The sequence below is a fragment of the Methylobacterium sp. PvR107 genome, assembly GCF_017833295.1.
In the GTDB taxonomy this organism is placed as follows: Bacteria; Pseudomonadota; Alphaproteobacteria; order Rhizobiales; family Beijerinckiaceae; genus Methylobacterium.
Genome location: NZ_JAFIBW010000001.1, coordinates 2,577,720 through 2,602,495 on the forward strand (window position 1 = coordinate 2,577,720; position 24,776 = coordinate 2,602,495).

Consider the following 24,776-nt stretch of genomic DNA (forward strand, 5'->3'; position numbering starts at 1 on the left):
CCGGTGCCGCGTTTTCCTGACCGATCAACGCTGCCGGGAGGAATGCCGTGGGACTCGCCGCCTTCGTGGTCTTCGTCGTTCCGTGGATGGCCTTCGCCGTCTGGCTGGCTCTGAAGCCGGGCAGCATTCGTCTCGGTGCACCGGCGGCGCCCTGGCGTCCGCTAACCGACTATCCGCCCCCGGCGCGGGACCAGCGGCAGGCCGGGGAGACGCAGAGCATGGCGTCGGGCGCCGCCCATGACGGCAAGCACCAGCCCATCGCGTCGATCTGATCCTCGGATCGCGGCGGTGCCGCCGTCTTTGCGAGCAGAGCGAAGCAATACGCGCCGATGCACCAGGATCCTGCACCGGCAGCGGCTCTGGATTCCGGGCTCGTCTGCGGCGCCCCGGAATGACCGCGCGTGGACACCGCTTCGCTCACGATTGCGGCGCGGCGGCCGCGCTCGCACGACCCGGGGGGCGGATTCGGTCCGGCGTTAACCAACCGATGACCATGCGAACCGAGCGCATCCGATAGAAGCGGCGCTCCCGCGCCGGTTGGGCGCTGGCGATGAACGCCGTCGATGTTCCGTATTCCTAGTACGCTCCGGCTGCGGCGCACCTCGATCTGTTCGGATCCCTGGGCCTATGCCTCGGCTTCATCGCGGGCCTCATGCCGCGCCGGGATCGGCTCCTCTCGGCGTCGGCGGCCTGTGCCGCCTGCTTCGGTGCCCATTACCTGACGCGCGGCGCGCTGACCGGCCGGCGATGTGCGCCATCTCGGTGATGCAGAGTCTCGTCTCCCGGCGGTGCGTGGGCATGCCGGGCCGGAGCGCCTGGGTCCCGCCGCTGTTCGCGGCGAGCACCCTCGTGGCCGCCTGCCTGACGGTGGCCACATGGAGCGGATGGCCGTCGGCCTGCGCGGCCTCGGGCACGCTGCTCGCGACGGCCGCACGGCTCCACACGGCGCCACAGCCCATGCGGCGCCTCTTCCTCGGCGCCTCCCTGTGCTGGGGCGGCCACAACCTGCTGGTCGGCTCGGTCTTCGGCCTGACCTGCGACGTGCTGACGATCTGCGGTCTCGCGATCGCGCTGCTGCGCGCCGTTGAGACCCGCACGGTCGAGCCGGAAGGCTTGGGGGTCATAGAAGGCTTGCGGGCATCGCAGGGACGCGGCGCCGGCCGCTGCCGGTCCATCAACAATTGAGCGCTCGAACGAGCCGCGACTCCGGTATCCCGACCAAGATTCCTTAAGGGCTGGCAGGCAGGATCCGGGCATCGTCAGCACTTCGGAGCCGGCCGCATGTCCGAGCATCGCAAAGAGACGCGGCAGAGGGTCTTCCTCAAGGGCCGCATCGTCTTCAACAACGCGTCGTCGAGCTTCGACTGCCTCGTGCGGGATATGTCCTCCTCCGGCGCGCGCCTGGTCATGAGCGAGGCCACGACGCTCCCGGAGGCGTTCGACCTCTACATCCCGCAGAAGGACCGCACATACCGGGCGACCCTGCGCTGGCGCCGGGAGGACGGCATCGGCGTCACGTTCGATGAGCCGGCGCGAACCGGCGCCGGTTCGGCGTCCGCCCCCGATCCGACCTCGACCGAGGCGACCCTGGCCATGCTGCTGAAGCGCGTCAGCGAGCTGGAGACGGAGAACGCCGCCCTGCGCCGGCTGCTCGCCAGCATGGCCCAGGCGGGCGGTTCGGTGAGCGCGGCCTGAGCGTCAGACCTGCTCTTCGAGCGCCTTGCGGATCCTCGCGGCGTGCTCGGCCAGGAGCGCATTGTCGGCCATCCCGCCCTCGTGTCGCGTCAACGACACGCCCTCGCGCCGCGGGATGATGTGGACGTGCAGGTGGAACACGGTCTGGCCGCCGGCCGGCTCGTTGAACTGGAACAGGGTCAGCCCCTCGGCCTGGAACGCCGCCTTCACGGCGCGGGCGACCTTCTGGACGCTGGCCATCAGGGCGCCGAGCGACTCGGGCTCGGCATCGAGCAGCCCTCTGGCCGGCGCCTTCGGGATCACCAGGGTGTGGCCCTCGCCCTGGGGCATCACGTCCATGAAGGCCAGCGTGTGCGCGTCCTCGTAGACGCGCTGGCACGGGATCTCGCCCCGCAGGATCTTCGCGAAGATATTGTCGGGATCGTAGCGGGCGTCGGCCATGCTGCCTCCGGGCATTCTTGAGCGGGCGCAGGTTGCACGGGGTCTCGGTCCGCGTCCACACGGGAACCGGCGGCGCGCCGGAACGCTTGCACCGCCGCGGCCGACGCCGCGCGTGACGGCGTGCAGGAGGGTACCGGATGGCGCATGAGAGCACGGGGGCGATCTACGCGGCGGCCGGCGCCAATCTCGCCATCGCGGCGGCGAAGTTCGTCGGCGGGGCGCTGACCGGCTCGACCGCGATGATCGCCGAGGGTGTGCACTCGGTGGTCGACACGGCCAACCAAGTGCTGCTGCTCATCGGCATGAAGCGGGCCGAGCGGCCGGCCGACGCGCGCCACCCGTTCGGCTACGGGCGTGAGATCTACTTCTATGCCTTCGTGGTCGCACTGATGATCTTCCTCGGCGGCGGCCTGTTCGCGATCTACGAGGGCATCGCGCGGATCCGCCATCCGGAGCCCGACGTGGATGCCGAGATCCTGGGATACCGGCTGCCGGGGATCTGGGTGAACGTGGCGATTCTGGGCTTCTCCATCGCGGCCGAGGGCACGTCGTTCTTCGTGGCGTTGCGCCAGTTCTGGGCCGAGAAGGGCAAGCTCTCGGCCGTGCGGGCGATCCGGCGCAGCAAGGATCCGACCCTGTTCACGGTGCTGGCCGAGGACGCCGCCGCGCTGATCGGCCTCCTGATCGCTTTGGCCGGCGTGTGCCTGTCCCACATCCTGGAGATGCCGAGCCTCGACGGCTGGGCCTCGGTGGGGATCGGGCTCGTGCTCGTCGGCATGGCCGGGTTCCTGATGATCGAGACCCACGGCCTGCTGATCGGCGAGGCGGCCGACCCCGAGATCGTGGCGGCGATCGGCGCGCTGGCGCGAGCCGAGCCGGGCGTGCTCCACGTCAACGAGGTGCTGACCCAGCACCTCGGCCCGTCCGACATCCTGGTCAATCTCAGCATCGACATGGCCGACGACCTGAGTGCCGGCGAGGTCGAGAGTCTCGTGACGCGTCTCGATCGGGCGCTGAAGCAGCGCAGCCCGGACGTGACCCGGGTGTTCATTGAGATCCAGCAGCAGGGCGAACACGGGGTCCGGGCGGCGGCGTGACGGGCGCCGCGTGCGTCAGGCCCCGCCTCTGCACCGAGCGCCGTATGGACGAACGACACACAGGCGTCCCTACACGCGGGGTGACGCGGAGGCGCTTTCAAGCAGAGCATCCGAGACCCGGAGGTACGCACGCTCGCCGAGATGGTGATGAGGAGGACCGGTGCGCCCAACCTCACGGCCGCCATCCGACGCGCGCTTCAGAACGAGATCCGGCGCGCGGACGCGGCTGTCCCGTTGGCCGAGCGCGTGCGCGCGCTTCGTGCGAGGGCCTTGGCGGCGACAACGAAGACGCGGCAAGCTCCGCTGACCGAGGCCAAACGCGACGACCTCTGGGGCGCGTGATGTTCGTCGAGACATCCGCCATCGTGGCAATTCTGGCAGACGAGACCGAGGCCGGCACCGTCCTCGCGCGGATCGAGAACGCCAGAACCCGGGAGACGGGGGCACATGTCCGCCTGGCGGCAATGATCGATCTCGCGCGCATCCTCAGCCTCGAGGTGACGCAGGCGAACGACCTGTAGGACAGCTTTCTCGCAGCGGCCGAGATCGCCGTCATCCCGATTACCGACGCCGTGGCCCGCCGAGCCGTCGAGGCCTCTGCCAGATACGGAAAAGGCCACGGCCATCCGGCCCAACTCAACGTCGGCGACTGCCTGTCCTATGCGTGCGCCATCGCCAGCGGTGCGCCGATGCTCTTCAAGGGACGCGATTTCTCCAAGACGGATCTGAAAGCGGTCCATCTCTGAACCGCGTCCGTCATTTCAGTCGCTCCGGCCGACCTGCCGGAGGCTGAGCGCCCAGACCCGTTCCTGCACGGCCTCGTCGCGGCTCTCGGCCGAAGAGGGCTTCGGCCGCCGATGCGAGAAGTAGCGGCCGGTGACGCCGTCGAGCTCGGGCGCGCTCGCGACGTGGAGCGAGGTTTCGGCGCCCTTGTCAGGGCTCGTCAGGAACGGGCGCATCAGCGACCACGCGGAGCCGAACAGGCCGCCGGTGTTCTTGGCGAAGCCGGTGTTGATCACGCCCGGATGCAGGGCATTGACGGTGATGCCGCTGCCGCCGAGGCGCCGGGCCAGGGCGTAGGTGAACAGGACGTTGCCGAGCTTCGCCTGGGCGTAGGCCCGCATCGCCCCGTAGCGCCGGGTGCCCTCGATGTCGTCGAAGTCGATATGGCCCCGGTAATGGGCCGCCGAGGCGACGTTGACGATCCGCGGCTTGGCCCCGGCCGCCGCCGAGGCCTTCAGGGTGTCGAGCAGTTCGAGGGTGAGCAGCACGTAGCCCAGATGGTCGAGGGCCCAGGTGCGCTCGATGCCGTCGACGGTGAGCGTGCGCCGGTCGAAGATCGCACCGGCATTGTTCACCAGCACGTCGAGGCGCGGATGGGCGTCGCGCAGGACACCGGCGAGGCGCCGGATCTCGGCCTGGGCGGACAGATCCGCGATGTGCGCGTCGACAGCCGCGCCGGGCACGGCCGCGCGGATCCGCGCGGCGCAGGTTTGCGCCTTCTCCGCGTCCCGCCCGACCATCACGACCCGCGCGCCGCAGCGCGCGAGCCCGAGGGCGGTCTCGTAGCCGATGCCGTTGGTCGCCCCGGTGACGAGGCAGACCCGGTCCCGCATCGCGCCGGCCTCAGAACACCGCTTGCCCGACCGCGAAGGCGATCACGACGATCACGATGGCGATCAGGAGGAACAGCCCGAACAGGATCCGCGCCAGCGAGCCCGCGCCCGAGGCGATGCCGGTGAATCCGAGCCCGCCCGCGATCAGCGAGATCACGAAGCAGATGAGGGCCCACTTCAGAAGGGTCATGGCGTCACTCCGGCTTGGCCCGCAGGGCGGGCTGACATTTGCTGCCTCAACCGGCACCAAGCGAGACCGTTCCGCAGAATCCAGCCCGGTCCGCTTTTATTCTCAAGATCGGTCAGGCGGTCTTGGTCACCGGCTGCGCCGGGACATCGGCGCGCTCCAGCATGATCTCCGCCAGGGTGTGGTAGAGCCCGCCGCGGCAGACCGCCTTGGAGGCGGCGTCGGCGATCAGCGCGGCCACCATCAGGGGGATCATCATCGAGTGGTTCTGGGTCATCTCGGTGACGATGACGAAGCTCGTGATCGGCGCCTGGAGCACCCCGGTGAGATAGGCCACCATCCCGATCAGCACGAGGGCCCCCACCGGCATGTCCGGCAGCAGGCCGTGGACCGTGCCGCCGATCCCGGCCCCGACCGCCAGGGAGGGCGCGAACAGGCCGCCCGGGATGCCGCTGATCGAGCTGAGCACGGTGGCGGCGAATTTCAGGGGCGCGTAGCTCCACCCGGCAGCGGCGTCGCCGTGGAGGATCGCCCGAGCCTCCTCGTAGCCGGTACCGTAGGCGGCACCGCCGGAGGCGAGCCCGCACAGGGCGACGCACAGGCCGCAGGCGGCCGCGAAGACGACCGGCCGGCCCCGGACCAGCCGCCCGGCGGCGCCGGGCAGGCCTCGGGCGAACAGGATCACGACGCGGCTGAACACGCCGCCGGCGAGTCCGCCCAAGACGGCGATCAGCACCACGATCCAGCCTGCGGCCAGCGGCAGCTCCGCCTGGGTCGTTCCGAAATACGTGTAGTTTCCGAGGAGCCAGAGGGAGGTCAGGCCCGCGGCCACGATCCCGGCGACGATCAGCCCCGACGAGCGCGCCTCGTAGGCCCGGCCCAGTTCCTCGATCCCGAACACGATTCCGGCGAGCGGCGTATTGAACGCCGCCGCCACGCCCGCCGCGCCGCCGGCGAGCAGCAGCCCCGGCAGCCGCTCCGGCGTCAGGCGCCCGAAGGCGGCCATGATCGCGGCACCGACCTGCACGGTCGGCCCCTCGCGGCCGGCCGAGGCGCCGCAGAGCAGCCCCAGGAACAGGACCATCACCTTGCCGAAGGCGACCCGCGGCGAGATCAGGGCGTAGCGGAAGCCGGCGTCGCGGGCGTGGCGGGCGGCGATCACCTGCGGGATGCCCGAGCCCTGCGAGTTCGGAAAGACCGTGCGGGCGAGGAGCGCCGCGAGCGCGAACCCCGCCGGCGTGAGCACCAGGGCGATCAGCGGCGAGATCGCGATGAGACGCCGGAATCCGTCCTGCGCGAGATCCGCACCCTTGGCCATGAGCACGGCGGCGAGGCCGACGCCGATGCCGCCGGCCAGGAACAGCAGCCGGCCGCGCCAGAGCGGATAGGCCTCCATCGAGGCCGAGCGCAGCCGCATGATCGAGCGGCGGTAGCGCGAGCGCTTCGCGGGCGGGGCGTCCATCGTCTCCTGCGCCTCGTCCCGCATCTCGACCCTGTCTGAGCACTGCACCCGCGCTGGCGGAGCGAACGCTATACCGCAATCGATGGATAAGGGACCCTCTCGGAAGCCGGACGCCTTCGCCGGCACATCGCGGTTGCGGAGGCGAAGGGCCGACGAGGCCGACGGCCAGACGGGTGCTGGGAACCGGCGCGCCCCGGTCGCCCGGATGCGCCGGTTCAGATCCGCTCCATACAGTCCTCGTCAGACCTTCGGAGCCGGTTGTCCGGCCAGCGGGTTCCCACCCGATCGGCGGGATGGCGATGCGAGAGGCCGAAGTTGCGGCCCACGACAAGACCGTCCATAAGACCGATGTGATGCAGACTATCTTCACCACCGATGAAGTACACTCGAGAGATCGCTTCCGACAGTGGCGGGACGTCTGCGAAGACCGTCTCGTTCCGATGGCGCAAAGCTGCTTGGGCGAGGATCCGTTCGATGCCGTGATCGAAGGGACCAGCATCGGGAGCCTGCAGTTCACGAAATTTTCATTGAGCAATTTAAGAGCGTCGACAACGACGCAGACGCTGCGGCACGAAAATCACAAGACCGATCAGCTATTCATGAGCATGGTACTGTCCGGGGCCGTGCATTCAGAACAATACGATCGTTCGAGTACCGACAATATTGGAGACTTCTCAATACGCGACACGAACAGGACTTGGACGATCGAGCACAAAGGATATAGCGAGGTGCTCGCCATTCAGATCCCGCGGGGATGGCTGGAGGCCATGCTGGGCTCCACCCGGCGTTTTGCCGGCCTGACCGTGGGCGGCCATCTGCCAACCGCCACCCTGGCCCGGTCGTTCGTGAGCAACCTTCTGAACGTGGGAGACCGGCTCTCGCCGCAGGAGGCCGAACGGATGACCGCCGTGGCGATCGACCTTGTCGCGGCAAGCCTCGCCGAGCGCTTGGCGCTGGACACGCCCAAGGCCCTTCACGGGACGCTGGTCCTCCAGCGGGCCAAAGCTCACATCGCCGAGAACCTCGGCGATCCCGATCTGGGACCGACGCAGGTCGCGGCCGCGGCGAGCGTGTCGCTGCGCCGCCTGCAGGCGCTGTTTCGCGAGGACGGGCGCAACGTCGCCGCCCACATCTGGGAGCGGCGGCTCGAGAAGGCCGCGCGATACCTCAGCGATCCGGGCTGCCTCCATATTCGGCTCGGCGAGGTCGCCTACCGTTGCGGCTTCGTCGATCAGGCGCACTTCTCCCGTCGCTTCCGCGACCGCTACGGCGTCAGCCCGCGCGACTACCGGCATGCGGCGTTGACCCGGACCCGATCGGAGCCGGACCCGCCCTACCCGTCCGCCTCCGCGGCGCAGAGCGCCTCGACCGCCTTCACATAGGCCTTGGCGTCGAACTTCTTGAGCGAGTTCTCGCTCTGATAGCGGACCGTGCCGAAGATCTTGCGCTTCTGCCACGGGCGATCGTGAAGGCCGAACACCCAGGCGACGTTGGTGAAGGAGTTCGGATCACGCCCGTCGAGGAAGTAGCGGTTGTTGAGCCGGAGCGTGCGCGCGAAGGCCTCCTTGGGCGAGGGCGACCAGTCGAGGATCTTCTTGCCCCAGTACATCCGCAGCTGGTTGTGCATGTAGCCGGTCTCGCGCATCTCGCGCATCGCCGCGTTCCAGTACAGATCATGGGTCTCGCCGGCCGCGAGCTGGTCTTCCGAATAGGTGTGCGGGCGGGCGTCCTCGGCGTGCTCCGCCAGGGTCTTGCGCGCCCAGTCCGGCACCGCCCGGTCGTAATCGTCGTACCCTTCCGTGTAGAAGACGTGGTTCATGGCGAGCTCGCGCCGGACGATCAGCTCCTCCAGATAGGCGCTGTGGTCGTCGGCATCGCCGATCTTGGCCTCCCGCACCGCCAGGGCGATCTCCACCGGCGAGATCTGGCCGAAATGCAGGTACGGGCTCATATGCGAGGCGGCGGCGGCCTCCGGCCTGTTGCGCCCGGCCCCGTAGCCCGCGAACCCGTCCTTCAGGAACGCCTTGAGGCGCTTGCGGGCCTGCGTCTCGCCGCCGGTGAAGCGCTTCACCGGCCCGACCACCCGGTCGAGGCTCATGCCGGCCAGCACCGCCTCCGGGTCGGAGACGTCGATCTCGGACTTCAGCTTGAGGCCCTCCGCCTTGCGCTTCAGCTTGCGCGGCGCCAGCTCCGCGAGGAACGGGTCCCAAAGCCGGTTGAGCTTCGGCCGCAGCGTCCGCGCGGCGTATTCATGCTTCTGCGAGGCCGTTTCCACGGGCACCACCACGTCGCCCTCGACCTGAACGATCCGCGTCGTGACGGCCGCGGCGATCTCCCGGTACCAGCCCTTCTGGATGGCGAGATAGCCGCGGTCGAGGACGAGGAGCGCCGCGTCCGCGGACAGGTCGATCGCAACCTTGGCGGGCGAGGCCTTGCGCATCACGAAGCCGATCTCGCGCTTCTCGAGACCCGCCTTCGCATCCGCGAGCCCCTGAAGCAGGAAGGCGTAGTGACGGGCATTGGCTTCGGGGAAACCGCTCGCGCCATCGAGCAGGCCGAAGCAGGCCACAACCGGCAGGTTCAGCCGGTTCGCCTCCTCGATCGCAAATTCCAGGGCCGGGTTGAAATGGGCCCGATTGGCCTGCTGCAGGAGGTACAGGACGTAATCCCCGTCTCCACGCGGCTCGACATCGTTGAGAACCCGGGTCCGTTCACCCTGAATCGCCATGCGCACCCTGACCCTTGCTTCACCCGCCACGCGGAAGACTTGGCCGGAGAGCTAGAGCGCATGGCGAATTCGTCTCTCGGAGGGCGAGAAATAAGAAGACGCAGTCGAACCGCTGAACGGCGTGCTGCCTGATCCGACAAACCCACGCTTGATCAGGAACTTATGGGATCTTCCGCCGCGGCGGCTCGGGAAAATTCAGACTTCGGTCAGGCTGCACCGCCTGCGACATTTTCAGCACAGGCTCCCGCGGACTCATGTGCAAAAGCACAAAAGGACAGCCATGCTGTCCTGATCCCCTTGCAATTTTCTCCGGCGAGCGCAGATTGTGCAGCGCGGGAGAGCGATGGCGTCGCCCTTCCGCAGCCCTTCTTGGGCGTTTCCTCCCTAGACTTCGGGCCGCTCCTTCGGGAGTGGCCTTTTTTCTTTTTCGGCCCCTGGTTCGGCGTCCTTTGTCACCGGAGCGCCCCCGCATGGCTGGATCCCGCCTGCGCCGAGCGCCATGCTGGCCGCGAGCGTCGGGACAGGCGCGGGAGGGAATACGCCATGAGGATTTTCGCCGCGCTGCCGGCACTTGCCTGCCTGCTCGCTCTCGCCGGTCCGGCGCCTGCGGCGGATGCACCGCGCTTCCAGGTCGACCCGGCCTGGCCGAAGCCGCTGCCGAATGATTGGATCATGGGCCAGGCGTCCGGCGTCGCCGTGGACGCGCAGGACCATGTCTGGGTGATCCAGCGGCCCCGGACGCTGACCGATGACGAGAAGGCCGCGAGCCTCGATCCGCCGCGCACCAAATGCTGCAAGCCGGCTCCGTCGGTGCTGGAATTCGACCAGGCCGGCACGCTCCTGCGAAGCTGGGGCGGCCCGAGCGCGGGCTACGACTGGCCGACCAACGAGCACGGAATCCAGATCGACGGCCAGGGCTTCGTCTGGATCGCCGGCAACGGCGACCAGGACGGGCAGCTCCTGAAGTTCACGCCCGACGGCAAGTTCGTCCTGCAGATCGGCAAGTCAGGCCCGCAGACCGACAGCCGCGACACCAGCCGCCTGGGCAGGCCCGCCAATGTCGATTTCGACATGGCGGCGAACGAGGTCTACGTCGCGGACGGCTACTACAACCACCGCATCATCGTCTTCGACCGCGATACGGGCGCGTTCAAGCGGATGTGGGGCGCCTACGGGAAGCCGCCGACCGACGACAAGCTCGGCCCCTACGACCCGGCGGCGGCGCCGTCGCAGCAATTCGCCAATCCGGTCCATTGCGTGCGGATCGCCCGGGACGGGCTGGTCTATGTCTGCGACCGGACGAACGACCGCATCCAGGTGTTCAAGAAGGACGGGACCTTCGTGAAGGAGTTCTTCGTCGAGAAGAACACCCGGGCGAACGGCTCGGTCTGGGAGCTGGCCCTGTGGCCGGACGCCGACGAGACCTACCTGCTCAACGCCGACGGGGCCAACAACGAGGTCCGGACCCTGTCGCGGGCCACCGGCGAGGTGGTCGGAGCCTTCGGCCGGAACGGGCGCATGGCGGGCCAGTTCCACTGGGTCCACAACCTCGCGGTCGATTCGAAGGGCAACGTGTTCACCACCGAGGTCGACACCGGCAAGCGGGCGCAGAAGTTCCTGGCGCTCGGGGACTTCGTGCTGCGCAAGCGCACGCCGTGAGCGCACGCGACCGGTCGCCGTGAGAGCGGCGCGCCAGACGACGGGCCCGCTCGACCCTGGCGGCCTGCCTGAGCCGCGCCGTTATCACGCGCGCAGCGGAGTGACCCAGGGGGGCACCACCTTGGAAAGCGTGGCGCCGCCTGGATTGCTTCGCTCCGCTCGCAAAGACGCTGGCGTCTGCGCGCGCATCGCCCGGACCCGCTCGCCGCGCGCTCAGCGCGTCGCGCTGGCCCCGCCGCGGCTCGCCGCCAGCGCCGCGGCCTTGCCGGCCGCCGTGTAGAGGTCGAGGCGGGAATAGACGCCGAACTCCGAGCCGTCGTCGAGGAAGCCGCCGCCCGGTCCCTGCGTGTCGGTGAGGATGGCGTTGGCCTCGTCGAGCGTCAGCGCCGGGAAGGCCGCGGTCAGCAGGTGGCCCGCCTCCGGGGCGACCTTGGCCACGTCCGCCCGGCGACCGGCGATCTCCGGATGCACCACCGGCAGGCCGTACGTCTGGGTCGCCGCGTAGAACGCCGCGTTGGCGGCCGGATCCTTGAACCGGCCGTCATCCTTCGCGGCACAGGCCGCCACCGTGTCGCCGCAGCCGGCCTTCAGCGCTGCGGTCATGGCCGCCCGGGCTTCCGTCAGGAGCGCCCGGTAATCGGTCACGGACACCATCTTGTCGGCCTGGGCGCTGGCCTTGTCGAGCACGGCCGGGTTCTTCCGGATCTGGCCGACATAGGCCGGATCGTTGGCCAGCAGGTGGGCCAGGGCGTGGAGCGAGGTCGCCCGCCCGCCGAGCACATCCATCGCGTAATGGGCTCCGACGATGATCCGGTCGTTGCCGTACTCGGCCGCGCGCGCGACCATCTGCTGGTAGCGCTCCGGCACGAGGAGCGCGAGCAGCATGGACTCGGTATAGCCGTAGGTGGTGTGACCACTCGGGTAGGATGGGCTGTCGACGAGATCCTGCGAGGGGCCGCGCAGCCAGTCGAGGCTGTGGGAGGGATCGCCGAAATAGTCCTTGCCACGATAGGCCCGGAGGCGCGGCAGGGTCTGGAACGGCCGCGAATTGCCGTAGCGGTCGGCGCCGGGGCTGCCGGCGGGCCGGTCGTAGGCCTTTCCGAACACGTCGGTCACGGCGCCGTCCGCCAGGATCGCGGCGGCCTCGGCCGAGACCGGATGCTTGCCGTTGGTGGTGGCGTTGGCGAAGAAGTACTTGCCGGAATTCGAATCCGACTTGCTCACGTTGTTGGTGTACCCGATCAGATCGGCAACCGCCGGCGCGATGCTCGTGAAGGTCTTGTAGTCGCTGTAGGTCGCCTTGGCGTGGTAGGCCTGGGCCAGCGCAGTGCCGAGGCCGTCGGCGAGGTTGGCGGCGTTGCCGTCGGTGATGAAGCAGTCCCGCAGGGCGAGCTGTTGCTGCTCGGGGAACGGCAGGAGGATCGGCTGCTTGAGATCGCCGGTCTGGATATCGCCGGTGACCCGCAGATTCGCGTCGAGCGCCGCCTGGCCGTCCGGCGAGGTCTGCAGCCGCGCCACCGGGACGAGCCCGCGCAGGGCCGTCAGGTTGGCGGCGGATTGCGCCTGCACCTGGAGGGGCAGCGCGGCCCCGAGCAGCACCAACCCGACCTTCAGCGCTCCGGCCATCCAGCCCTCCCCGCTCATCGTTGCCCGGCCGGACGCTATCCCCGCGCCCGCGCCCGGATCATGAAATTGTCGTAGGTATACTCCGCCACCTGGAACCAGAGGTATTCCTCGTTGCGGAAGGTGCGCATCGCCTCGTAGATCCGGCGGAAATCGGGGTTCTTGGCGGCGATCTCGCCGTAGACGTCGTTGGCGTTCTTGAGGGCCGCCTCCATCACCTCCTGAGGGAAGGGGCGAAGCTGCGCCCCCGCGGCGACGAGCCGGCGCAGGGCCTGGGGGTTGCGCGCGTCGTACTTGGCCTGAACATCGGCTCCGACCTCGGCGGCGGCCATCCGGAGAACGGCCTGATAGGCCTTCGGCAGCGCCTTCCACTTCTCGGCGTTGAACCAGAAGTGCAGCATCGCGCCGCCCTCCCAGAAGCCGGGATAGTGATAGACCGGTGCGACCTTCTGCAGGCCGAGCCGCTCGTCGTCGTAGGGGCCGATCCACTCGGCGGCGTCGAGCTTCTTGCTCTCCAGAGCCGCGTAGATCTCGGGACCCGGCACCGCCTGCGGCTGGACCCCGAACTTGGCGAGCACCTGCCCGCCCATGCCGCCGATCCGGAACTTGAGGCCCTGGAGGTCGGCGAGGCTCTTGATCTCGCGCCGGAACCAGCCGCCCATCTGGGCGCCGGTATTGCCGCCGGGCAGGCAGACCAAGCCGGCCCTCGCGAACACCTCGCCGAAGAGCTCGGCGGCGCCTCCCGCCTGCCACCAGGCGGCGGCGCCCCGCGCGTTGAGGCCGAACGGGATCGCGGTGGCGAGCGCGAAGGTCGGGTCCTTGGCCATGCCCAGCGTCGCGGGGCCGTGGCCCATCTCGACGGTGCCCGCCGCCACGGCGTCCAGCACGCCGTCCGCGGGCACCGGCTCGCCCGGCCCCTGCACCTGGATCTGGAAGCGTCCATCCGTGGCCTCGGCCACGATCCGGCTGAGCGACTCGGGGGCGCCGAACAGGATGTCGAGACTCTTCGCGTAGGCCGAGGACAAGCGCCAGCGCAGTTCGGGGGCGCCCTCCGCGCGGGCGGGAGCCGCCAGCGGACCGGCGATCGCGGCGGCCGCGCCGAGGCCGGCGGTCAACACCGTCCGGCGCCGCGTCCCGGCCGTAGGGGGGTGCGCGATGTGAGTCTCGTCCAACGGCATCTCGTTCGAGCAACTCCGATCCGGCCGGCGCGGGATCGGCGGCCGCAGGTAGCACGTCCGCGCCGGTTCTCGAAAGTCGCGGGCGCCGGGGCCAGTTCCGTTCCGCCTCGAAACCGGCGTTCGCCCGTGCTAGGCGCCGCGGATGCGATCAGAGCCCGCCGTCACCCTGCACACCGTCTGCGGCCTGGAGGAGCTGACGGGCCACGGCGCGCGCGGCGTCAGCCATGTCCTGTCCCTGCTCGATCCCGGCACGCCGGAACCCGAGGCGTTCGCGGGCTACGGCCGTCATACCCGCACCACCCTGCGCTTCCACGATTGCCTGGGCCCGGGCGAGGGCCTCGTGCCGCCGGAGCCCGCGCACGTCGAAGCCATTCTGGACTTCGGACGTCAGCTCGACGGCGCCGCCCATCTCTTGGTGCATTGCCACTACGGGCTGTCGCGCTCGACGGCCGCGCTGCTGACCCTGTTCGCCCAGGCCGAGCCGCAGACGCCCGCCGCGGCGCTGGTCGCGCGCCTGCACGCCCTGCGCGAGCCCGCTTGGCCCAATGCCCGGATGATCGGCTTCGCCGACGCGATGCTGAACCGGGACGGCCAGCTCAGCGAGGCGGTCCGGCAGCTTCACGCCCTGCAGCTGCAGGTGCGGCCGCACCTCGCCGACCTGCTGCGCGGTCTGGGCCGCGGCGCGGAGGTCGATGCCGCGAGCGGCTAGGGCGCGAAAAGACCCGCCCGCGGGCCGTCATTTCCCGGCCGGCGTGAAGCTCCCGTCCTTCCAGACGTAGAGCACGTAGCCCTGCGCGGTGACGTCGCCCTTGGCGTCGAAGCCCACCGTCCCGAGCACGAGGTCGAAACGCTCCGTGTGGAGGGCCTGGGCGATGGCCCTCGGCGCGGCGGAATGGGCGAAGTTGCCGGCCGCGACCAGGGCCTGCATGGCTGCGTAGCCGTAGATCGTCGAGCCGGTCGGATCGACATTCTCGGCCTTGAACGCCTTCACCACGCTCGCCGCGGCGGGCTGCCGGCTCGGGTCGAGGTAGAAGGTCATCAGCACGCCGTTGCTCGCCGGCCCGGCGATCTTGGCAAAGTCCGGCGTGGCGATCGCCGAGGTGCCGAACCATTGCGGGCGAAAACCCCGATCGGCGGCAACCTTCACCAAGCGGCCCATCTCGACGGCATCACCACCGTAATAGACCACCTCGATCCCCGCGGCCTTGAGGCGATCCGCCAATGCGGCATCGTCGGCGTCGCTGGGCGAGAAGGACAGCGACAGCGCCTCGTTGACGCCGATGCGGTTGAGATTGTCCTTGGTGGCGGCCGCGAGGGTGCGGGACGCCGGAGTCGGATCCTGGATCAGCGCGATCTTCCGGTCCCGGAAGCGCTCGGCCAGCACGGCCGCCGACAGCCGGGCCTGATCGTCATCGCGCCCGCAGACGCGGAAGACGGTCGGCAACCCCCGGTCGGTGAGCCGCGCCGCCACCGAGGCGGCGGTGATCATCACGACGCCGTTCTGGGCGTAGATGTCGGAGGCGGCGATCGAGGCGTTGGAGCAGACATGGCCCACGACGAGGCGCACGTCGGAGCGCACGAAATGGTTGGCCACCGCCGTCGCGGTGTTGGAGTCGCAGGCGTCGTCCTGGACGTCGAGGGTCACGGCCTGGCCGTCGAGGCCGCCCATGGCGTTCGCGTCGCGGGCCGCGGCCTCGACCCCGCGCAGCACCTGCTCCCCGACCGCCACGTAGGGTCCCGAGCGCGGAACCGCCACGCCGATCACCATGTCGGCCGCCGCCGGGGCGGCTGACAGGAGCGCAACACACAGGCTCAGGGAGATCAGCGCGGGCCGGAACGGCCCACCTGCGGGGACGACGCGTCCGATCTTCATCGGCCTCTTCTAGGCATCCTTGCGTACGGCAGCCACGGGCGAAGCGGAGTACAATGTCCACAAGTTTCCCGCACCGCACTCGAAGCCCATACGCGAGGATCACGGGAAACGCGATTTTTTTCCGCCGCGCCCCCGAAGGCGGGGCGCCTCTACTTCGTGTAGGCGTAAGCTGTGGCGATTGAGGAGACCGGTCCGGTGACGCCGCTGAACGCGGAGAGCACCTTGGAGACCTCGGTGAACGGCGCATTCGAGACGTAGACGAGGTCGCGGTTGCGCATCCGGAACGCCTGGGAGACGAACAGGCTGTTGGGGTCGCGCATGTCGATCCGGTAGACCACCGGCACCAGCGGCGTGCCGAGCAGCCGCGAGCCGGGGCTGAGCCGGCGCACGACGCTGGCCGGCTCGAACCGGAAGATGAACGTGCCGGCCGGGTCGGCGGTGAAGTCTGACAGGCCGCGGGCCTTGGCCAGCGCCTGCGCCAGGGTGATGCCGTCGGCCTGGAACGCCAGCTCGGTGCTGTTGCCCAGCGCGCCGACCGCGATGAAGGTCTGCGGATCGCGCACCAGCGTGAGCACGTCGTTGGGCCGCAGGTAGATGTTCTCCTTGGGGTTCGACACCACCGCGGTCAGCGGCACGGTGGCGGTGACCGGCCCGCGCGAGAGCCGCACGAAGGTCTCGCTGACCGGCGCGCGGTTGCCGCCGGCGGCCGCGATGACGTCGAGGATGCGGTCGCCGTGGCCCGAGAGCGGCAGGCGGGCGCCGGCCGCGCCCTCGCCGGTGACGGTCACGGCCTGGCTGATCGGCCGCGTGACCGAGACCAGCACCTGCGGCTGGATGGCCTTTCCGGCGAGCTCGGTCTCGATCAGCGCCTGCACGTCCTGGGTGCGGCGGCCGGCGACCTTGATGCGCCCGGCATAGGGCACCGAGATGGCGCCGTCGCGCCCGACCGGCTGCTCGGGGATGAGGGCGGACTTGGAGCCGGCCGAGAACCGGTCGGCGACCAGCGGCCCGGAGAACAGGCCGCCGGAGCCGGCTTCCCAGACCGAGACCGAGACCATGTCGCCGATGCCGATGACCGGCTCGGTCGAGGGGCGGTGGTCGCCGAACGAGGCGAGCAGGCTGTCCAGCGGACGGCCGCGCAGGGCCTCGACCACGCTGGGGGTGACGTCGATGATCTCGTAGCGCGCCACCAGGCCGCCATCGGCGGTCGCAACCTCCGCACCCGCCTGGATCGCGCTCGCCGTCGGACCCGCCGCGGGCAGGTACGTGCAGCCCGACATCGCCGTCGCGGCGAGCAGAGCAAGGGGAAGTGTGCGCATCCAGATGTTGCCCATCGGTATTGCCGAGCCCGTGCCTAGCCCAAGGCCGCCCGGGTGTCCGTAGCGGGTGGGCCACACTGCACCCGCGACGGTCGAGCCGGCGGATTCATCCTCGCTAAGCACAGCTTTTTCGGGGCAAGCACCGCACAATGCCGCTTGCGGCGGCACGTCAGCACTATCGAGTTCTGAAAAAGGCCCCCCCCGCAACCCGGGCGGATCGGCGTCGCCCGCCTCGGTCCGGCGTTCTCAATTGGCCTGGGTGATGGCCGTGTTGATCCGATCGTAGACCGTATTCAGGCGCGACACGTAAAACCGGATGCTTCCGACGGCGACCACGAACACCAGGAAGCCGATCAGCGCATATTCCAGCGCCGTCGATCCGCGCGCATCCTGCTTGAATCGTATTCCTTCGGCGGTCGTCCGACCTGCGAGGCCGGCGAGGATCCGGAACAGCGGGGTGCCCGCCCCCGTCCTGCCGCAACTCGGCTCGTCCATGGTCGAAACGCCCTCTCGGCAAGCGGTGCCATGCGCGTGGCCGCTCAGCCCGAGATCCCGTCTAGCGTCCCTGCACTTGCCGCCGGCTTAATGGATTGCGCGAAACAGGGTCGTCGCACAGGCTTCAACAGGGATTGACCCCCACGAGGGCGCGCCCGATCACCCGGACGCGCCCGCCGGTCGGTCAGGCGTGACCGGCCTTGTGGCGCAGATCATCGATCCGCTTGGAGGCCTCGGCCTTGTCGAGTTCCGGGTCGAACGCCTCGGGAGCCTTGGCCTCCTCCGAGAGCGTTTTGAGATAGGACGCCTGAGCGCCGGTCATCGGCTCGCCGCCGGTGGTCCACTGGTCCGGATCCTTGATCTGGTTCGAGCTGTCCTTGGGGTCGGTCTTGGGGTTGTCCGCAGACCCTGCGGCCTTCTGATCGGTCTTCGAGGCTGACTTCCCGGCGGTGTTGGCCATGGATCTATGTTCCTGAAATGTTCTGTCTTCGCGGAGGGGAACGCGCGGTTTGCGGGGTGGTTCCTGGCCCGCCGAACGGTCCCCGGATTGATGCGACGATCTTTCCTTCCCTGGTCCCCGTCCTATTGATGAACCTCACGGCGCCCAGTGCGCCGCGGAGCCGCGGTGATCCTGATGAGTCCGCAGACGAGGACGACGCACGATGCCGGGAGTCCAGCCAGCGCCGCGCAGGTCCTCGTGGTCATGGGCGTCTCGGGTTCGGGCAAGAGCACCGTCGCCGCCCTGATCGCCGAGAAGCTCGGCTGGATCTTCGTCGACGGCGACAGCTTCCACACCCCCGAGCATGTCGCCAAGATGCATGCGGGGCACGCCCTGGACGACGAGGATCGCGCGCCCTGGCTGGCCCGGATCGCGGTCTGGGTCCGGCATCGGCTTGAGGCAGGGGAATCGGGCGTGGTGGTCTGCTCCGCCCTGCGGCGGGCCTACAGGGACGTCCTCACCGGCGGGAACCGCCAGGTGCGCGTCGTCTTCCTCGACGGCGACCGGGCCCTGATCGCCGGCCGCCTCGTCGCGCGGCAGGGACATTTCATGTCGCCCCGTCTTCTGGACAGCCAGTTCGCCACGCTGGAGGCGCCAGGTCCGGACGAGCACCCGATCACGGTCGGGATCACCGAGCCGCCCGAGAGGATCGCCGATCGCGTCGTGGCACAGCTCGCGGCCGAAGCGCGCGCCCAGACCGGAGCAGGGTGAATCGATGGGATCGGGGCCCACCAAAGCCGCCGGGATCGCCCTGGTGATCTCGGACGTCGACGGCACCCTCGTGACCGGCGACAAGCGCCTGACCGCCGCCACGGTCGCGGCCGTGAGCCGGCTGCGCGCGGCCGGGATCGGCTTCAGCATCGCCTCAGCGCGACCGCCGATCGGGCTCCGGGCTCTCGTCGCCCAGCTCGGCCTCGATCTGCCGATGGGGGCGTTCAACGGCGCCAGCGTGGTGCGGCCCGACCTGTCGCCGATCGCGGAGCGCCTCATTCCGGAAGCCGCGGCCAGGGCCGCGCTCGATCAGCTCCTGGCCGCCGGGCTCGATGTCTGGGTCTTCGCCGAAGGCGCCTGGTGCCTGCGCGATCCGGACGGCCCCTACACGGATCTGGAACGCCGCACGATCGGCGCGGAGCCGCGCGTCGTGGACGATCTCGGCACGCTCATGGGCGCCGCCGCCAAGATCGTCGGCGTGAGCCGCGACCCCGCCCACCTCGCCGCCTGCGAGGCGCAGATCGGGGCGGCCCTGGCCGACCGGGCCACGGTGCATCGCTCGCAGGCCTATTATCTCGACGTCACGCCGCCCGACCTCGACAAGGGCCGGTTCGTGACCTGGATGAGCGGGCATCTCGGCATTCCGCCCGAGCGGATCGCCACCTTCGGGGATGCCGGCAACGATCGGCCGATGTTCGCCTGCAGCGGCTTCTCGGTGGCGATGGGCAATGCCGAGGCGGCGGTGAAGGCGTCCGCGCACGCCGTCACGGACAGCAACGACGCGGACGGCTTCGCCCACGGCGTCGCGCGGTTCATCCTGCCCTGACGCGCTTCCCGCAGCGCCGGTGCGCGCGCCTCCGCATCAACCTGTGGATAACGCCGCCGGCGCCCGGAGGGCCGCACGGCTGTTGCCGGCGAAACACAGATCCGGGCGCGACCATGCCCGATGCACCCGTCGCCCACAGGCTGCCGAACCGAGGCCGCTTTCCGGCCTCATTTGCCCGCGACCTAGCTTAGCCACAGAACAAGCAGCTCCGGGTCTCGGCATGCATCGCCTTCTCTTGGCCGCCGCCATCGCGGTCGTGCCCGCCGTCGCCTTCGGGCAGGGCGCGCGCGACAACATCGACGCGCTGATCGAGCAGCAGGCCAAGGCCAACGGGGTTCCGGCAAGCTTCGTCCACGCGGTGGTCAAGCGCGAGAGCAACTACAACCCGAAAGCCAAGGGCGGCAGCGCCCTCGGGCTCATGCAGATCAAGCACGCGACCGCGCGCAGCCTCGGCTACACGGGCGACGCCGCGGGACTCTACGATCCGGCGACCAACCTGCGCTACGGCGTGGCGTATCTGGCGGGCGCGTACCGCACCGCCCAGGGGAACGTCAGTCAAGCCTACCAGTACTACAACCGCGGCTATTACTACGCCGCCAAGCGCCAGGGCATCTCCACCGAGGTCGCCTCGGTCGTCGCCCCCGTGGCGGCGTCGGCCAGCGCCCTGGCGAGCCTGTTCGGCGGCGGCGCGGCAGATCGCAACGCCGGCACGGCCGCGTCCGCCCTGGCCTACGCGCCGAGTGCCGCGGCGGTGGCGGAGGTGCCGAGCGAGCGGGTCGAGGTGCCCCTGCCGCCGCGCCGCCCAGCCGCCCTCGACGGGGCCACGGTCCAGCTCGCGAGCCTGTCCGTCGAGCCGACTGCGGCCGCCGCGGCCCCGGCGGACCAGGCCGCTGCGGTCCAGGCCGTGGAGGTCCCGCTCCCGCCGCGCCGGCCCGTGGGCCTCGGCAGTGCCGTCGCGGTGGCGGACGCGCGTCCCACCGCGATCGCGGAATTGCGCCTGTCTCCGCAGCCGCAGGCCGAGGCCGCTGCGGCCGCCGAGGCGGTCGAAGTGCCGCTGCCGCCGCGTCGTCCGCCCGTTCAGATGCTGGCGGCCGCCACGCCGCGGCGCGCGCCCGCCAGTGTGGCCGTACGCGAGGCCGTGGCCCTGCCGGTCGAGTGACAGACGCGCGGAGCCGCCGCGTTCGACCGGACGCAGACTGCGTCGGCCGCCCAACTGCCCACACAAGGATCATGCCCAAGGCTTGACCATCGGGGCGTTCCGCAACACATAGGCGACACGCCAGCAGCGTGGTTGGACCGGCCCGGTTTGCATCGGCGCCCGGTTGCAGCGGCCGGACACAGGCGGCGCAACACAGACCTCAGGGCAGGATACGTCAGTCTCCGCGCAGATGCTCGGGCAGCTCGCTGCCCTGCGGGATCGCGGAGTGCGATGGATCGCGAAGCGGCAGGTATGCAGGGTACGGTCTCTGCTTTCGAGCTGGCAGGAAAGCGGACGACGCCATGAGCGGCGTGGTGGAACAGGAATCTCACTTTCTCACGGACCTCGGGCGCCGCGTTCGGCACGCGCGCACCGTGCGCGGGCTGTCGCGCAAGGTCCTGTCGCAGACTTCGGGCCTCTCCGAGCGCTACATCGCGCAGCTGGAAGGCGGCCAGGGCAATGTCTCGATCATCCTGCTGCGGCGGGTGGCGAACGCCATGGGCGTGCGCCTGGATGACCTGATCACCGGCAACGACGCCCTGCCCGACTGGCCTCTGGTGCGCGACCTTCTCAGCCAGGCCAGCCCGGCCCAGATCGCCGCCGCCAAGGAGGCGCTCTCCGGCGGCAACCGGCCGGAGGCGAGCAATCGCCCGCGGGTGGCGCTGATCGGCCTGCGCGGCGCCGGCAAGTCGACCCTCGGCAAGCTCGCGGCAGAGCGCCTGGGCTGGACCTTCGTGGAGCTGAACGCCGAGATCGAGCGCGAGAACGCCCTGTCGGTGCAGGAGATCTTCGCGATCTACGGCCAGGAGGGTTACCGACGCCTGGAGCAGGCGGCTCTGCGCCGGCTGACCGAGCATCCCGGACCGCTGATCCTGGCGACCAGCGGCGGGATCGTCGCCGAGCCGCTGACCTACGATCTGCTGCTCCAGGCCTTCTACACGATCTGGCTGCGCGCCCGGCCCGAGGAGCACATGAGCCGTGTCCGCGAGCAGGGCCATCTCGCCACGACGGGTGATCATGCCTCGGCGATGCAGGAACTGCGCGCCGTGCTGGCGAGCCGGGAACCGCTCTACGCGCGGGCGCCGGCCACCGTCGACACCTCCGATATTCCGGTTCAGACGATGCTGGACCGGCTGACGGCGGCGATCGAGGCCCGGTTCAAGCACCCGGTGCCGACAGCGGACTGATCCGCTGCCGGCCGGCCCGGTGACAGCCATGCCGTCAACGCAGCCCTTCCGGCGCGTCGGCCCTTGATCACCGCGGCGCAACACACCACGCTAGAGCCGGACCATCGGCCCTGCGGAGCGGGGTCCACCACCCCGCTCTGACCCGGCGCAGTACGGCAGGGCGGCGGCGAGCAAGCCTGGAGTCTCGGACATGAGCATCCGATCATGAGCGCCAGTCCTGCCCTCAACCGCGAGCCCCACGATCCCGCAGGCCATGACCTCGCGGTCTTGGACCCGGTCTGGTCGCGGCTTCGCGCCGAGGCCGAGGACGTTTTGCGCAGCGAGCCGCAGCTCGCGTCCTTCATCGTCGCCACGATCCTGAATCACGCCACCCTGGAAGCGGCGGTGTCCCACCGGGTCGCCGCCCGCCTCGGCCATCCGTCCCTGCCGGCCGACCTCGTCGCGCACGCGTTCCACGAGGCGATCACCGCGGATCCGAGTATCGGGCAGGCGTTCCGCGCCGATATCGGCGCGGTGATCGACCGCGATCCGGCGACGCTCAGGGCCCTCGAACCGGTGCTCTACTTCAAGGGCTTCCATGCCCTCCAGGCCTACCGCCTCGCCCATCACGTCTGGAATCGGGGCCGGCGCGACCTCGCCCTCTACCTCCAGAGCCGGGTCTCGGAGGTGTTCCAGTGCGACATCCACCCGGCAGCGCGGATCGGACGAGGCGTCTTCCTCGATCATGCCACCGGCCTCGTGGTCGGCTCGACCGCGGTGATCGAGGATGACGTGTCGATCCTCCACGCCGTGACGCTGGGCGGCACCGGCAAGCAGCGCGGCGACCGCCACCCGAAGATCCGCCGCGGCGTGATGATCGGGGCCGGCGCCAAGATCCTCGGCAACATCGAGGTCGGGGCCTGCGCCCGGGTGGCGGCCGGCTCGGTTGTGCTGCGCCCTGTGCCGCCCAACACCACGGTGGTCGGCGTGCCGGCCCGGGTGGTCGGCACCGCGGGTTGCGACGATCCGGCCCGGGCGATGGATCAGCTGGTCGCCCTCGATCAGTTCATCCACCTGGGCGACGGCATCTGAGGCGGCCGCGCGGCGCGAATGGCAGCGCTTGCCGCTCCGTCGCAGGCGTGGCAAGCCCACCGCCCATCAGCGGCGCCAGCGCCGCCAGGGAGATCAGACAGCGTGACCAAAGCCGAAACCGCGAAGCTCCAGGACTACCTGCGCCGCAAGTTCGCGAACAACAACATCCGCCTGACGGCGATGAAGACCGGCGATTCCGCCGAGGTGTTCATCGGCGAGGAGTCGATCGGCGTGATCGCCGACGACAAGGAGGACGGCGACGATTCCTTCGTGTTCCGGATGGCGATCCTCGACATCGACCTTGAGGAAGACGCCTAAGGCACGAGGCCCGGCCGTCTGAGCCGCTGAAGCGTCCGCCCCCGTCATCCCGGGTCCGCGTAGCGGCACCCGGGATCTAGAACCGCCGTCAGGGCAAGACCTCGGCGTGCCAGCGTGTTGGGATTGCCCCGTCCGGCGTGCGCCTTGGAGTCCGGGCTCGCCTGCGGCGCACCGGAATGACGGCGCGGCCGATCGGTCAGCCGGCGAGATTTCCAGCGGCAGTACAGTCCAGGATATCGCGCCTCGTCCGGGAAAGACCTGCCCTGACGCGTAGGGCCCGGGTTCCACCCATCGGTGCCTGTGTACGGGTTAACGCTAACGCGTGGTCGTGCTTAACAACCGGTAAATGGCGGGTCTAAGCTGCGCGCAACCTGTATAGGAGCGCGAATAATGGTCGTCACGCCTGCCGCCCTCGAATCGATCCGGACGCTGTGCATCGGCCTGGCGCTCTCGGGTCTGATCGCCAGCGCCTTCGAGCTATTCGCCGCGCGGCGGGCGAGCTTCAGCCTGCTGGAGCGCGGCGGCCTGCCCGCCGTGGCGGCCCTGCCGATGCTGGCCTTCTCGGCCCCCTTCATCATCCTGCGCAACACCGTGCGCGGCCGGCGGATCGAGGGACGGCCGATGCCATTCGTCATGCTGGCCACGGTCATCGCGTGCGGCTGGGGCCTGCTCTCGGGGCGCGTCGCCCTCGATCTCGCGGCGATGCTGGTCGGCGCCTGAACGTCGCCCCGGTCAGGGCTCGGCGGTCGCAACCTGTGCGGCACCGTCCTTGCCCTCCAGGGAGACCCAGGCCGGCCCATCCTGTCCGGCCCGCTTGATGAAGCTGTAGCCGGTGCGCCGCCAGGAGCGGATCGCGTCGGTCTTGTTGTCGAGGATGAAGTCGCCGCGATCGGTGCGAATCGTGAGCACCGCGTGACCCTCGTTGGTCTCGTCGATCACCACGGTCATCAGCAGGGCGCGCCGTGGCAGGCCGCGCTCCACCAGCATGCGCCGCTTCAGAAGCTGGTAATCCTCACAGTCCCCGAACCCGTCATCCGGGAAATCCCAGCGATCGACGATGCCCCAATGCGCCTGATCGGTGATCGGCCGGATGCGCGCATTCACCCGCCGATTGACGCTCTGCAGCGTTCGCCACACCGCCACGGTAAGGGGAACCGCAGACGGCTCGGCGGTGTCGATCGTGCATTCCTGAGGCAGGCGGGCGCAGAAATCGGTCCAGCCCGCAATGGCACGCACCGGTCCGGTCGACTCGGCGACCGCGACGTCGTCCGGCAGGACGAGGCGCGCATGGGCGTGGGTCGTGGCGCCGCCCATCGTGAGGATCGTGCCGACCAGAGCGAAGCTCGCGACCTGGCGCGCCCGGCGCACAGGATCGGTCCAGCCGCGCCACCGCAGCTCGCCGAACGTCTGACACGAGAGTCCGCCATCCGCGTGCCGCATGGTCCAAGCCCCCGCCGCCCGATGATGACGGAAAGGTGACACGCTCTCATGCAGCGCACAATGGTCAGAGCCGAAGGCAACAACGCGCGGGGGGCCGGATCGGTTCCATTTTAAGCGCGTGTTGCATCCGCAGACCCGAAACCGAGCTCATGC

At 69.8% G+C, this 24,776-nt stretch carries 27 protein-coding genes and 2 pseudogenes; 17 read left to right on the plus strand and 12 right to left on the minus strand.

All coding sequences use genetic code 11. From position 1 onward, the window contains the following. Nucleotides 1-47 precede the first annotated feature (47 nt). From JOE48_RS12050 to JOE48_RS12060, 3 genes are all read left to right on the plus strand, one after another. Nucleotides 48-272, plus strand: coding sequence for a hypothetical protein (locus JOE48_RS12050; RefSeq protein ID WP_210030041.1), 225 nt, complete (start codon nt 48-50; stop codon nt 270-272). 526 nt (nt 273-798) lie between these two features. Next, nucleotides 799-1,185, plus strand: coding sequence for a YgjV family protein (locus tag JOE48_RS12055; protein WP_409518576.1), 387 nt, complete (start codon nt 799-801; stop codon nt 1,183-1,185). A gap of 96 nt (nt 1,186-1,281) precedes the next feature. Next, complete coding sequence (locus tag JOE48_RS12060; protein ID WP_210030042.1) at nt 1,282-1,695, plus strand: PilZ domain-containing protein; 414 nt, start codon at nt 1,282-1,284, stop codon at nt 1,693-1,695. A 3-nt stretch (nt 1,696-1,698) separates the two neighbouring features. Here the strand turns inward: JOE48_RS12060 and JOE48_RS12065 are convergent, their stop codons facing one another. Further along, nucleotides 1,699-2,136 carry an HIT family protein gene (locus JOE48_RS12065; protein WP_210030043.1) on the minus strand — a complete coding sequence of 146 codons (438 nt, stop codon included), beginning with the start codon at nt 2,134-2,136 and terminating at the stop codon, nt 1,699-1,701. Between the two features lie 137 nt (nt 2,137-2,273). Between JOE48_RS12065 and JOE48_RS12070 the strand changes: the two genes are divergently transcribed. From JOE48_RS12070 to JOE48_RS30275, 4 genes and pseudogenes are all read left to right on the plus strand, one after another. After that, nucleotides 2,274-3,233: a cation diffusion facilitator family transporter gene (locus JOE48_RS12070; RefSeq protein ID WP_210030044.1), complete on the plus strand. Its 960-nt coding sequence runs from the start codon at nt 2,274-2,276 to the stop codon at nt 3,231-3,233. A 108-nt stretch (nt 3,234-3,341) separates the two neighbouring features. Then, nucleotides 3,342-3,575 (plus strand): type II toxin-antitoxin system VapB family antitoxin, encoded by a 234-nt coding sequence (locus JOE48_RS12075; protein ID WP_312893417.1) that lies wholly within the window; start codon nt 3,342-3,344, stop codon nt 3,573-3,575. After that, nucleotides 3,575-3,754: a type II toxin-antitoxin system VapC family toxin gene (locus JOE48_RS30270; RefSeq protein ID WP_245252804.1), complete on the plus strand. Its 180-nt coding sequence runs from the start codon at nt 3,575-3,577 to the stop codon at nt 3,752-3,754. Before JOE48_RS12075 ends, JOE48_RS30270 begins: the two co-directional genes overlap by 1 nt. Before the next feature lie 21 nt (nt 3,755-3,775). After that, a pseudogene (locus JOE48_RS30275) lies at nt 3,776-3,979 on the plus strand (PIN domain-containing protein); the annotation flags it as partial. 15 nt (nt 3,980-3,994) lie between these two features. On the opposite strand, the gene JOE48_RS12085 reads toward JOE48_RS30275, so the two are convergent. The 3 genes from JOE48_RS12085 to JOE48_RS12095 all read right to left on the minus strand — a co-directional run bounded on the left by JOE48_RS12085 (nt 3,995) and on the right by JOE48_RS12095 (nt 6,498). Further along, nucleotides 3,995-4,849, minus strand: a complete 855-nt coding sequence (locus JOE48_RS12085; protein ID WP_210030046.1) for an SDR family oxidoreductase — start codon at nt 4,847-4,849, stop codon at nt 3,995-3,997. 10 nt (nt 4,850-4,859) lie between these two features. Beyond that, on the minus strand, nt 4,860-5,039 hold the full coding sequence (locus JOE48_RS12090; RefSeq protein WP_010685332.1) for a DUF1328 domain-containing protein: 180 nt from the start codon (nt 5,037-5,039) through the stop codon (nt 4,860-4,862). Nucleotides 5,040-5,151: 112 nt separating this feature from the next. Beyond that, the gene (locus JOE48_RS12095; protein WP_210030047.1) at nt 5,152-6,498 is read right to left on the minus strand and encodes a chloride channel protein; all 1,347 of its coding nucleotides are present in this window, start codon (nt 6,496-6,498) and stop codon (nt 5,152-5,154) included. Nucleotides 6,499-6,791: 293 nt separating this feature from the next. Here JOE48_RS12095 and JOE48_RS12100 point away from each other — a divergent pair, with 293 nt between their 5' ends. Further along, entirely contained in the window at nt 6,792-7,880 is a 1,089-nt protein-coding gene (locus JOE48_RS12100; protein ID WP_245252805.1) for a helix-turn-helix domain-containing protein, read from the plus strand. Here JOE48_RS12100 and JOE48_RS12105 read toward each other — a convergent pair. Continuing rightward, nucleotides 7,832-9,226, minus strand: a complete 1,395-nt coding sequence (locus tag JOE48_RS12105) for a deoxyribodipyrimidine photo-lyase (protein WP_210030048.1) — start codon at nt 9,224-9,226, stop codon at nt 7,832-7,834. The two genes, JOE48_RS12100 and JOE48_RS12105, sit on opposite strands and share 49 nt — an antisense overlap. Nucleotides 9,227-9,769: 543 nt before the next feature. Here JOE48_RS12105 and JOE48_RS12110 point away from each other — a divergent pair. Beyond that, nucleotides 9,770-10,885, plus strand: a complete 1,116-nt coding sequence (locus JOE48_RS12110) for a hypothetical protein (protein ID WP_210030049.1) — start codon at nt 9,770-9,772, stop codon at nt 10,883-10,885. Between the two features lie 213 nt (nt 10,886-11,098). On the opposite strand, the gene JOE48_RS12115 is transcribed toward JOE48_RS12110, so the two are convergent. Together JOE48_RS12115 and JOE48_RS12120 are read right to left on the minus strand one after the other, a co-directional pair. Then, nucleotides 11,099-12,511, minus strand: coding sequence for a phosphatase PAP2 family protein (locus JOE48_RS12115; RefSeq protein WP_210030050.1), 1,413 nt, complete (start codon nt 12,509-12,511; stop codon nt 11,099-11,101). A gap of 35 nt (nt 12,512-12,546) precedes the next feature. After that, nucleotides 12,547-13,686: a TRAP transporter substrate-binding protein gene (locus JOE48_RS12120; RefSeq protein WP_210030051.1), complete on the minus strand. Its 1,140-nt coding sequence runs from the start codon at nt 13,684-13,686 to the stop codon at nt 12,547-12,549. A 142-nt stretch (nt 13,687-13,828) separates the two neighbouring features. Between JOE48_RS12120 and JOE48_RS12125 the strand changes: the two genes are divergently transcribed. Continuing rightward, the gene (locus tag JOE48_RS12125) at nt 13,829-14,395 is read left to right on the plus strand and encodes a tyrosine phosphatase family protein (RefSeq protein ID WP_210030052.1); all 567 of its coding nucleotides are present in this window, start codon (nt 13,829-13,831) and stop codon (nt 14,393-14,395) included. Nucleotides 14,396-14,422: 27 nt separating this feature from the next. Here JOE48_RS12125 and JOE48_RS12130 read toward each other — a convergent pair whose 3' ends face one another. The 4 genes from JOE48_RS12130 to JOE48_RS12145 form a co-directional block, all read right to left on the minus strand. Beyond that, nucleotides 14,423-15,559: a branched-chain amino acid ABC transporter substrate-binding protein gene (locus JOE48_RS12130; RefSeq protein ID WP_210030054.1), complete on the minus strand. Its 1,137-nt coding sequence runs from the start codon at nt 15,557-15,559 to the stop codon at nt 14,423-14,425. Between the two features lie 149 nt (nt 15,560-15,708). Further along, the gene (locus tag JOE48_RS12135; protein WP_210030056.1) at nt 15,709-16,878 is read right to left on the minus strand and encodes a polysaccharide biosynthesis/export family protein; all 1,170 of its coding nucleotides are present in this window, start codon (nt 16,876-16,878) and stop codon (nt 15,709-15,711) included. A 246-nt stretch (nt 16,879-17,124) separates the two neighbouring features. After that, on the minus strand, nt 17,125-17,373 hold the full coding sequence (locus JOE48_RS12140) for a Flp family type IVb pilin (protein ID WP_210030057.1): 249 nt from the start codon (nt 17,371-17,373) through the stop codon (nt 17,125-17,127). A gap of 184 nt (nt 17,374-17,557) precedes the next feature. Continuing rightward, nucleotides 17,558-17,833, minus strand: coding sequence for a DUF3072 domain-containing protein (locus JOE48_RS12145; RefSeq protein ID WP_210030058.1), 276 nt, complete (start codon nt 17,831-17,833; stop codon nt 17,558-17,560). Between the two features lie 174 nt (nt 17,834-18,007). Between JOE48_RS12145 and JOE48_RS12150 the strand changes: the two genes are divergently transcribed. From JOE48_RS12150 to JOE48_RS12180, 7 genes and pseudogenes are all read left to right on the plus strand, one after another. Further along, nucleotides 18,008-18,583 carry a gluconokinase gene (locus JOE48_RS12150; protein WP_210030059.1) on the plus strand — a complete coding sequence of 192 codons (576 nt, stop codon included), beginning with the start codon at nt 18,008-18,010 and terminating at the stop codon, nt 18,581-18,583. A 4-nt stretch (nt 18,584-18,587) separates the two neighbouring features. Further along, a complete protein-coding gene (locus JOE48_RS12155) occupies nt 18,588-19,409 on the plus strand; it encodes a Cof-type HAD-IIB family hydrolase (RefSeq protein WP_210030060.1) in 822 nt (273 codons plus the stop codon). Between the two features lie 220 nt (nt 19,410-19,629). Continuing rightward, nucleotides 19,630-20,568 (plus strand): lytic transglycosylase domain-containing protein, encoded by a 939-nt coding sequence (locus JOE48_RS12160; protein ID WP_210030061.1) that lies wholly within the window; start codon nt 19,630-19,632, stop codon nt 20,566-20,568. Between the two features lie 326 nt (nt 20,569-20,894). Further along, nucleotides 20,895-21,794: pseudogene (locus JOE48_RS12165) on the plus strand (helix-turn-helix transcriptional regulator); the annotation flags it as partial. A gap of 204 nt (nt 21,795-21,998) precedes the next feature. Continuing rightward, nucleotides 21,999-22,865, plus strand: coding sequence for a serine O-acetyltransferase (gene cysE, locus JOE48_RS12170; protein ID WP_210030063.1), 867 nt, complete (start codon nt 21,999-22,001; stop codon nt 22,863-22,865). 102 nt (nt 22,866-22,967) lie between these two features. Continuing rightward, nucleotides 22,968-23,183, plus strand: coding sequence for a DUF3126 family protein (locus tag JOE48_RS12175; RefSeq protein WP_091721446.1), 216 nt, complete (start codon nt 22,968-22,970; stop codon nt 23,181-23,183). 390 nt (nt 23,184-23,573) lie between these two features. Then, on the plus strand, nt 23,574-23,903 hold the full coding sequence (locus JOE48_RS12180; protein WP_210030064.1) for a DUF6949 family protein: 330 nt from the start codon (nt 23,574-23,576) through the stop codon (nt 23,901-23,903). A gap of 12 nt (nt 23,904-23,915) precedes the next feature. On the opposite strand, the gene JOE48_RS12185 is transcribed toward JOE48_RS12180, so the two are convergent. After that, entirely contained in the window at nt 23,916-24,623 is a 708-nt protein-coding gene (locus JOE48_RS12185) for a transglutaminase-like cysteine peptidase (protein WP_210030066.1), read from the minus strand. Between the last annotated feature and the right edge of the window lie 153 nt (nt 24,624-24,776).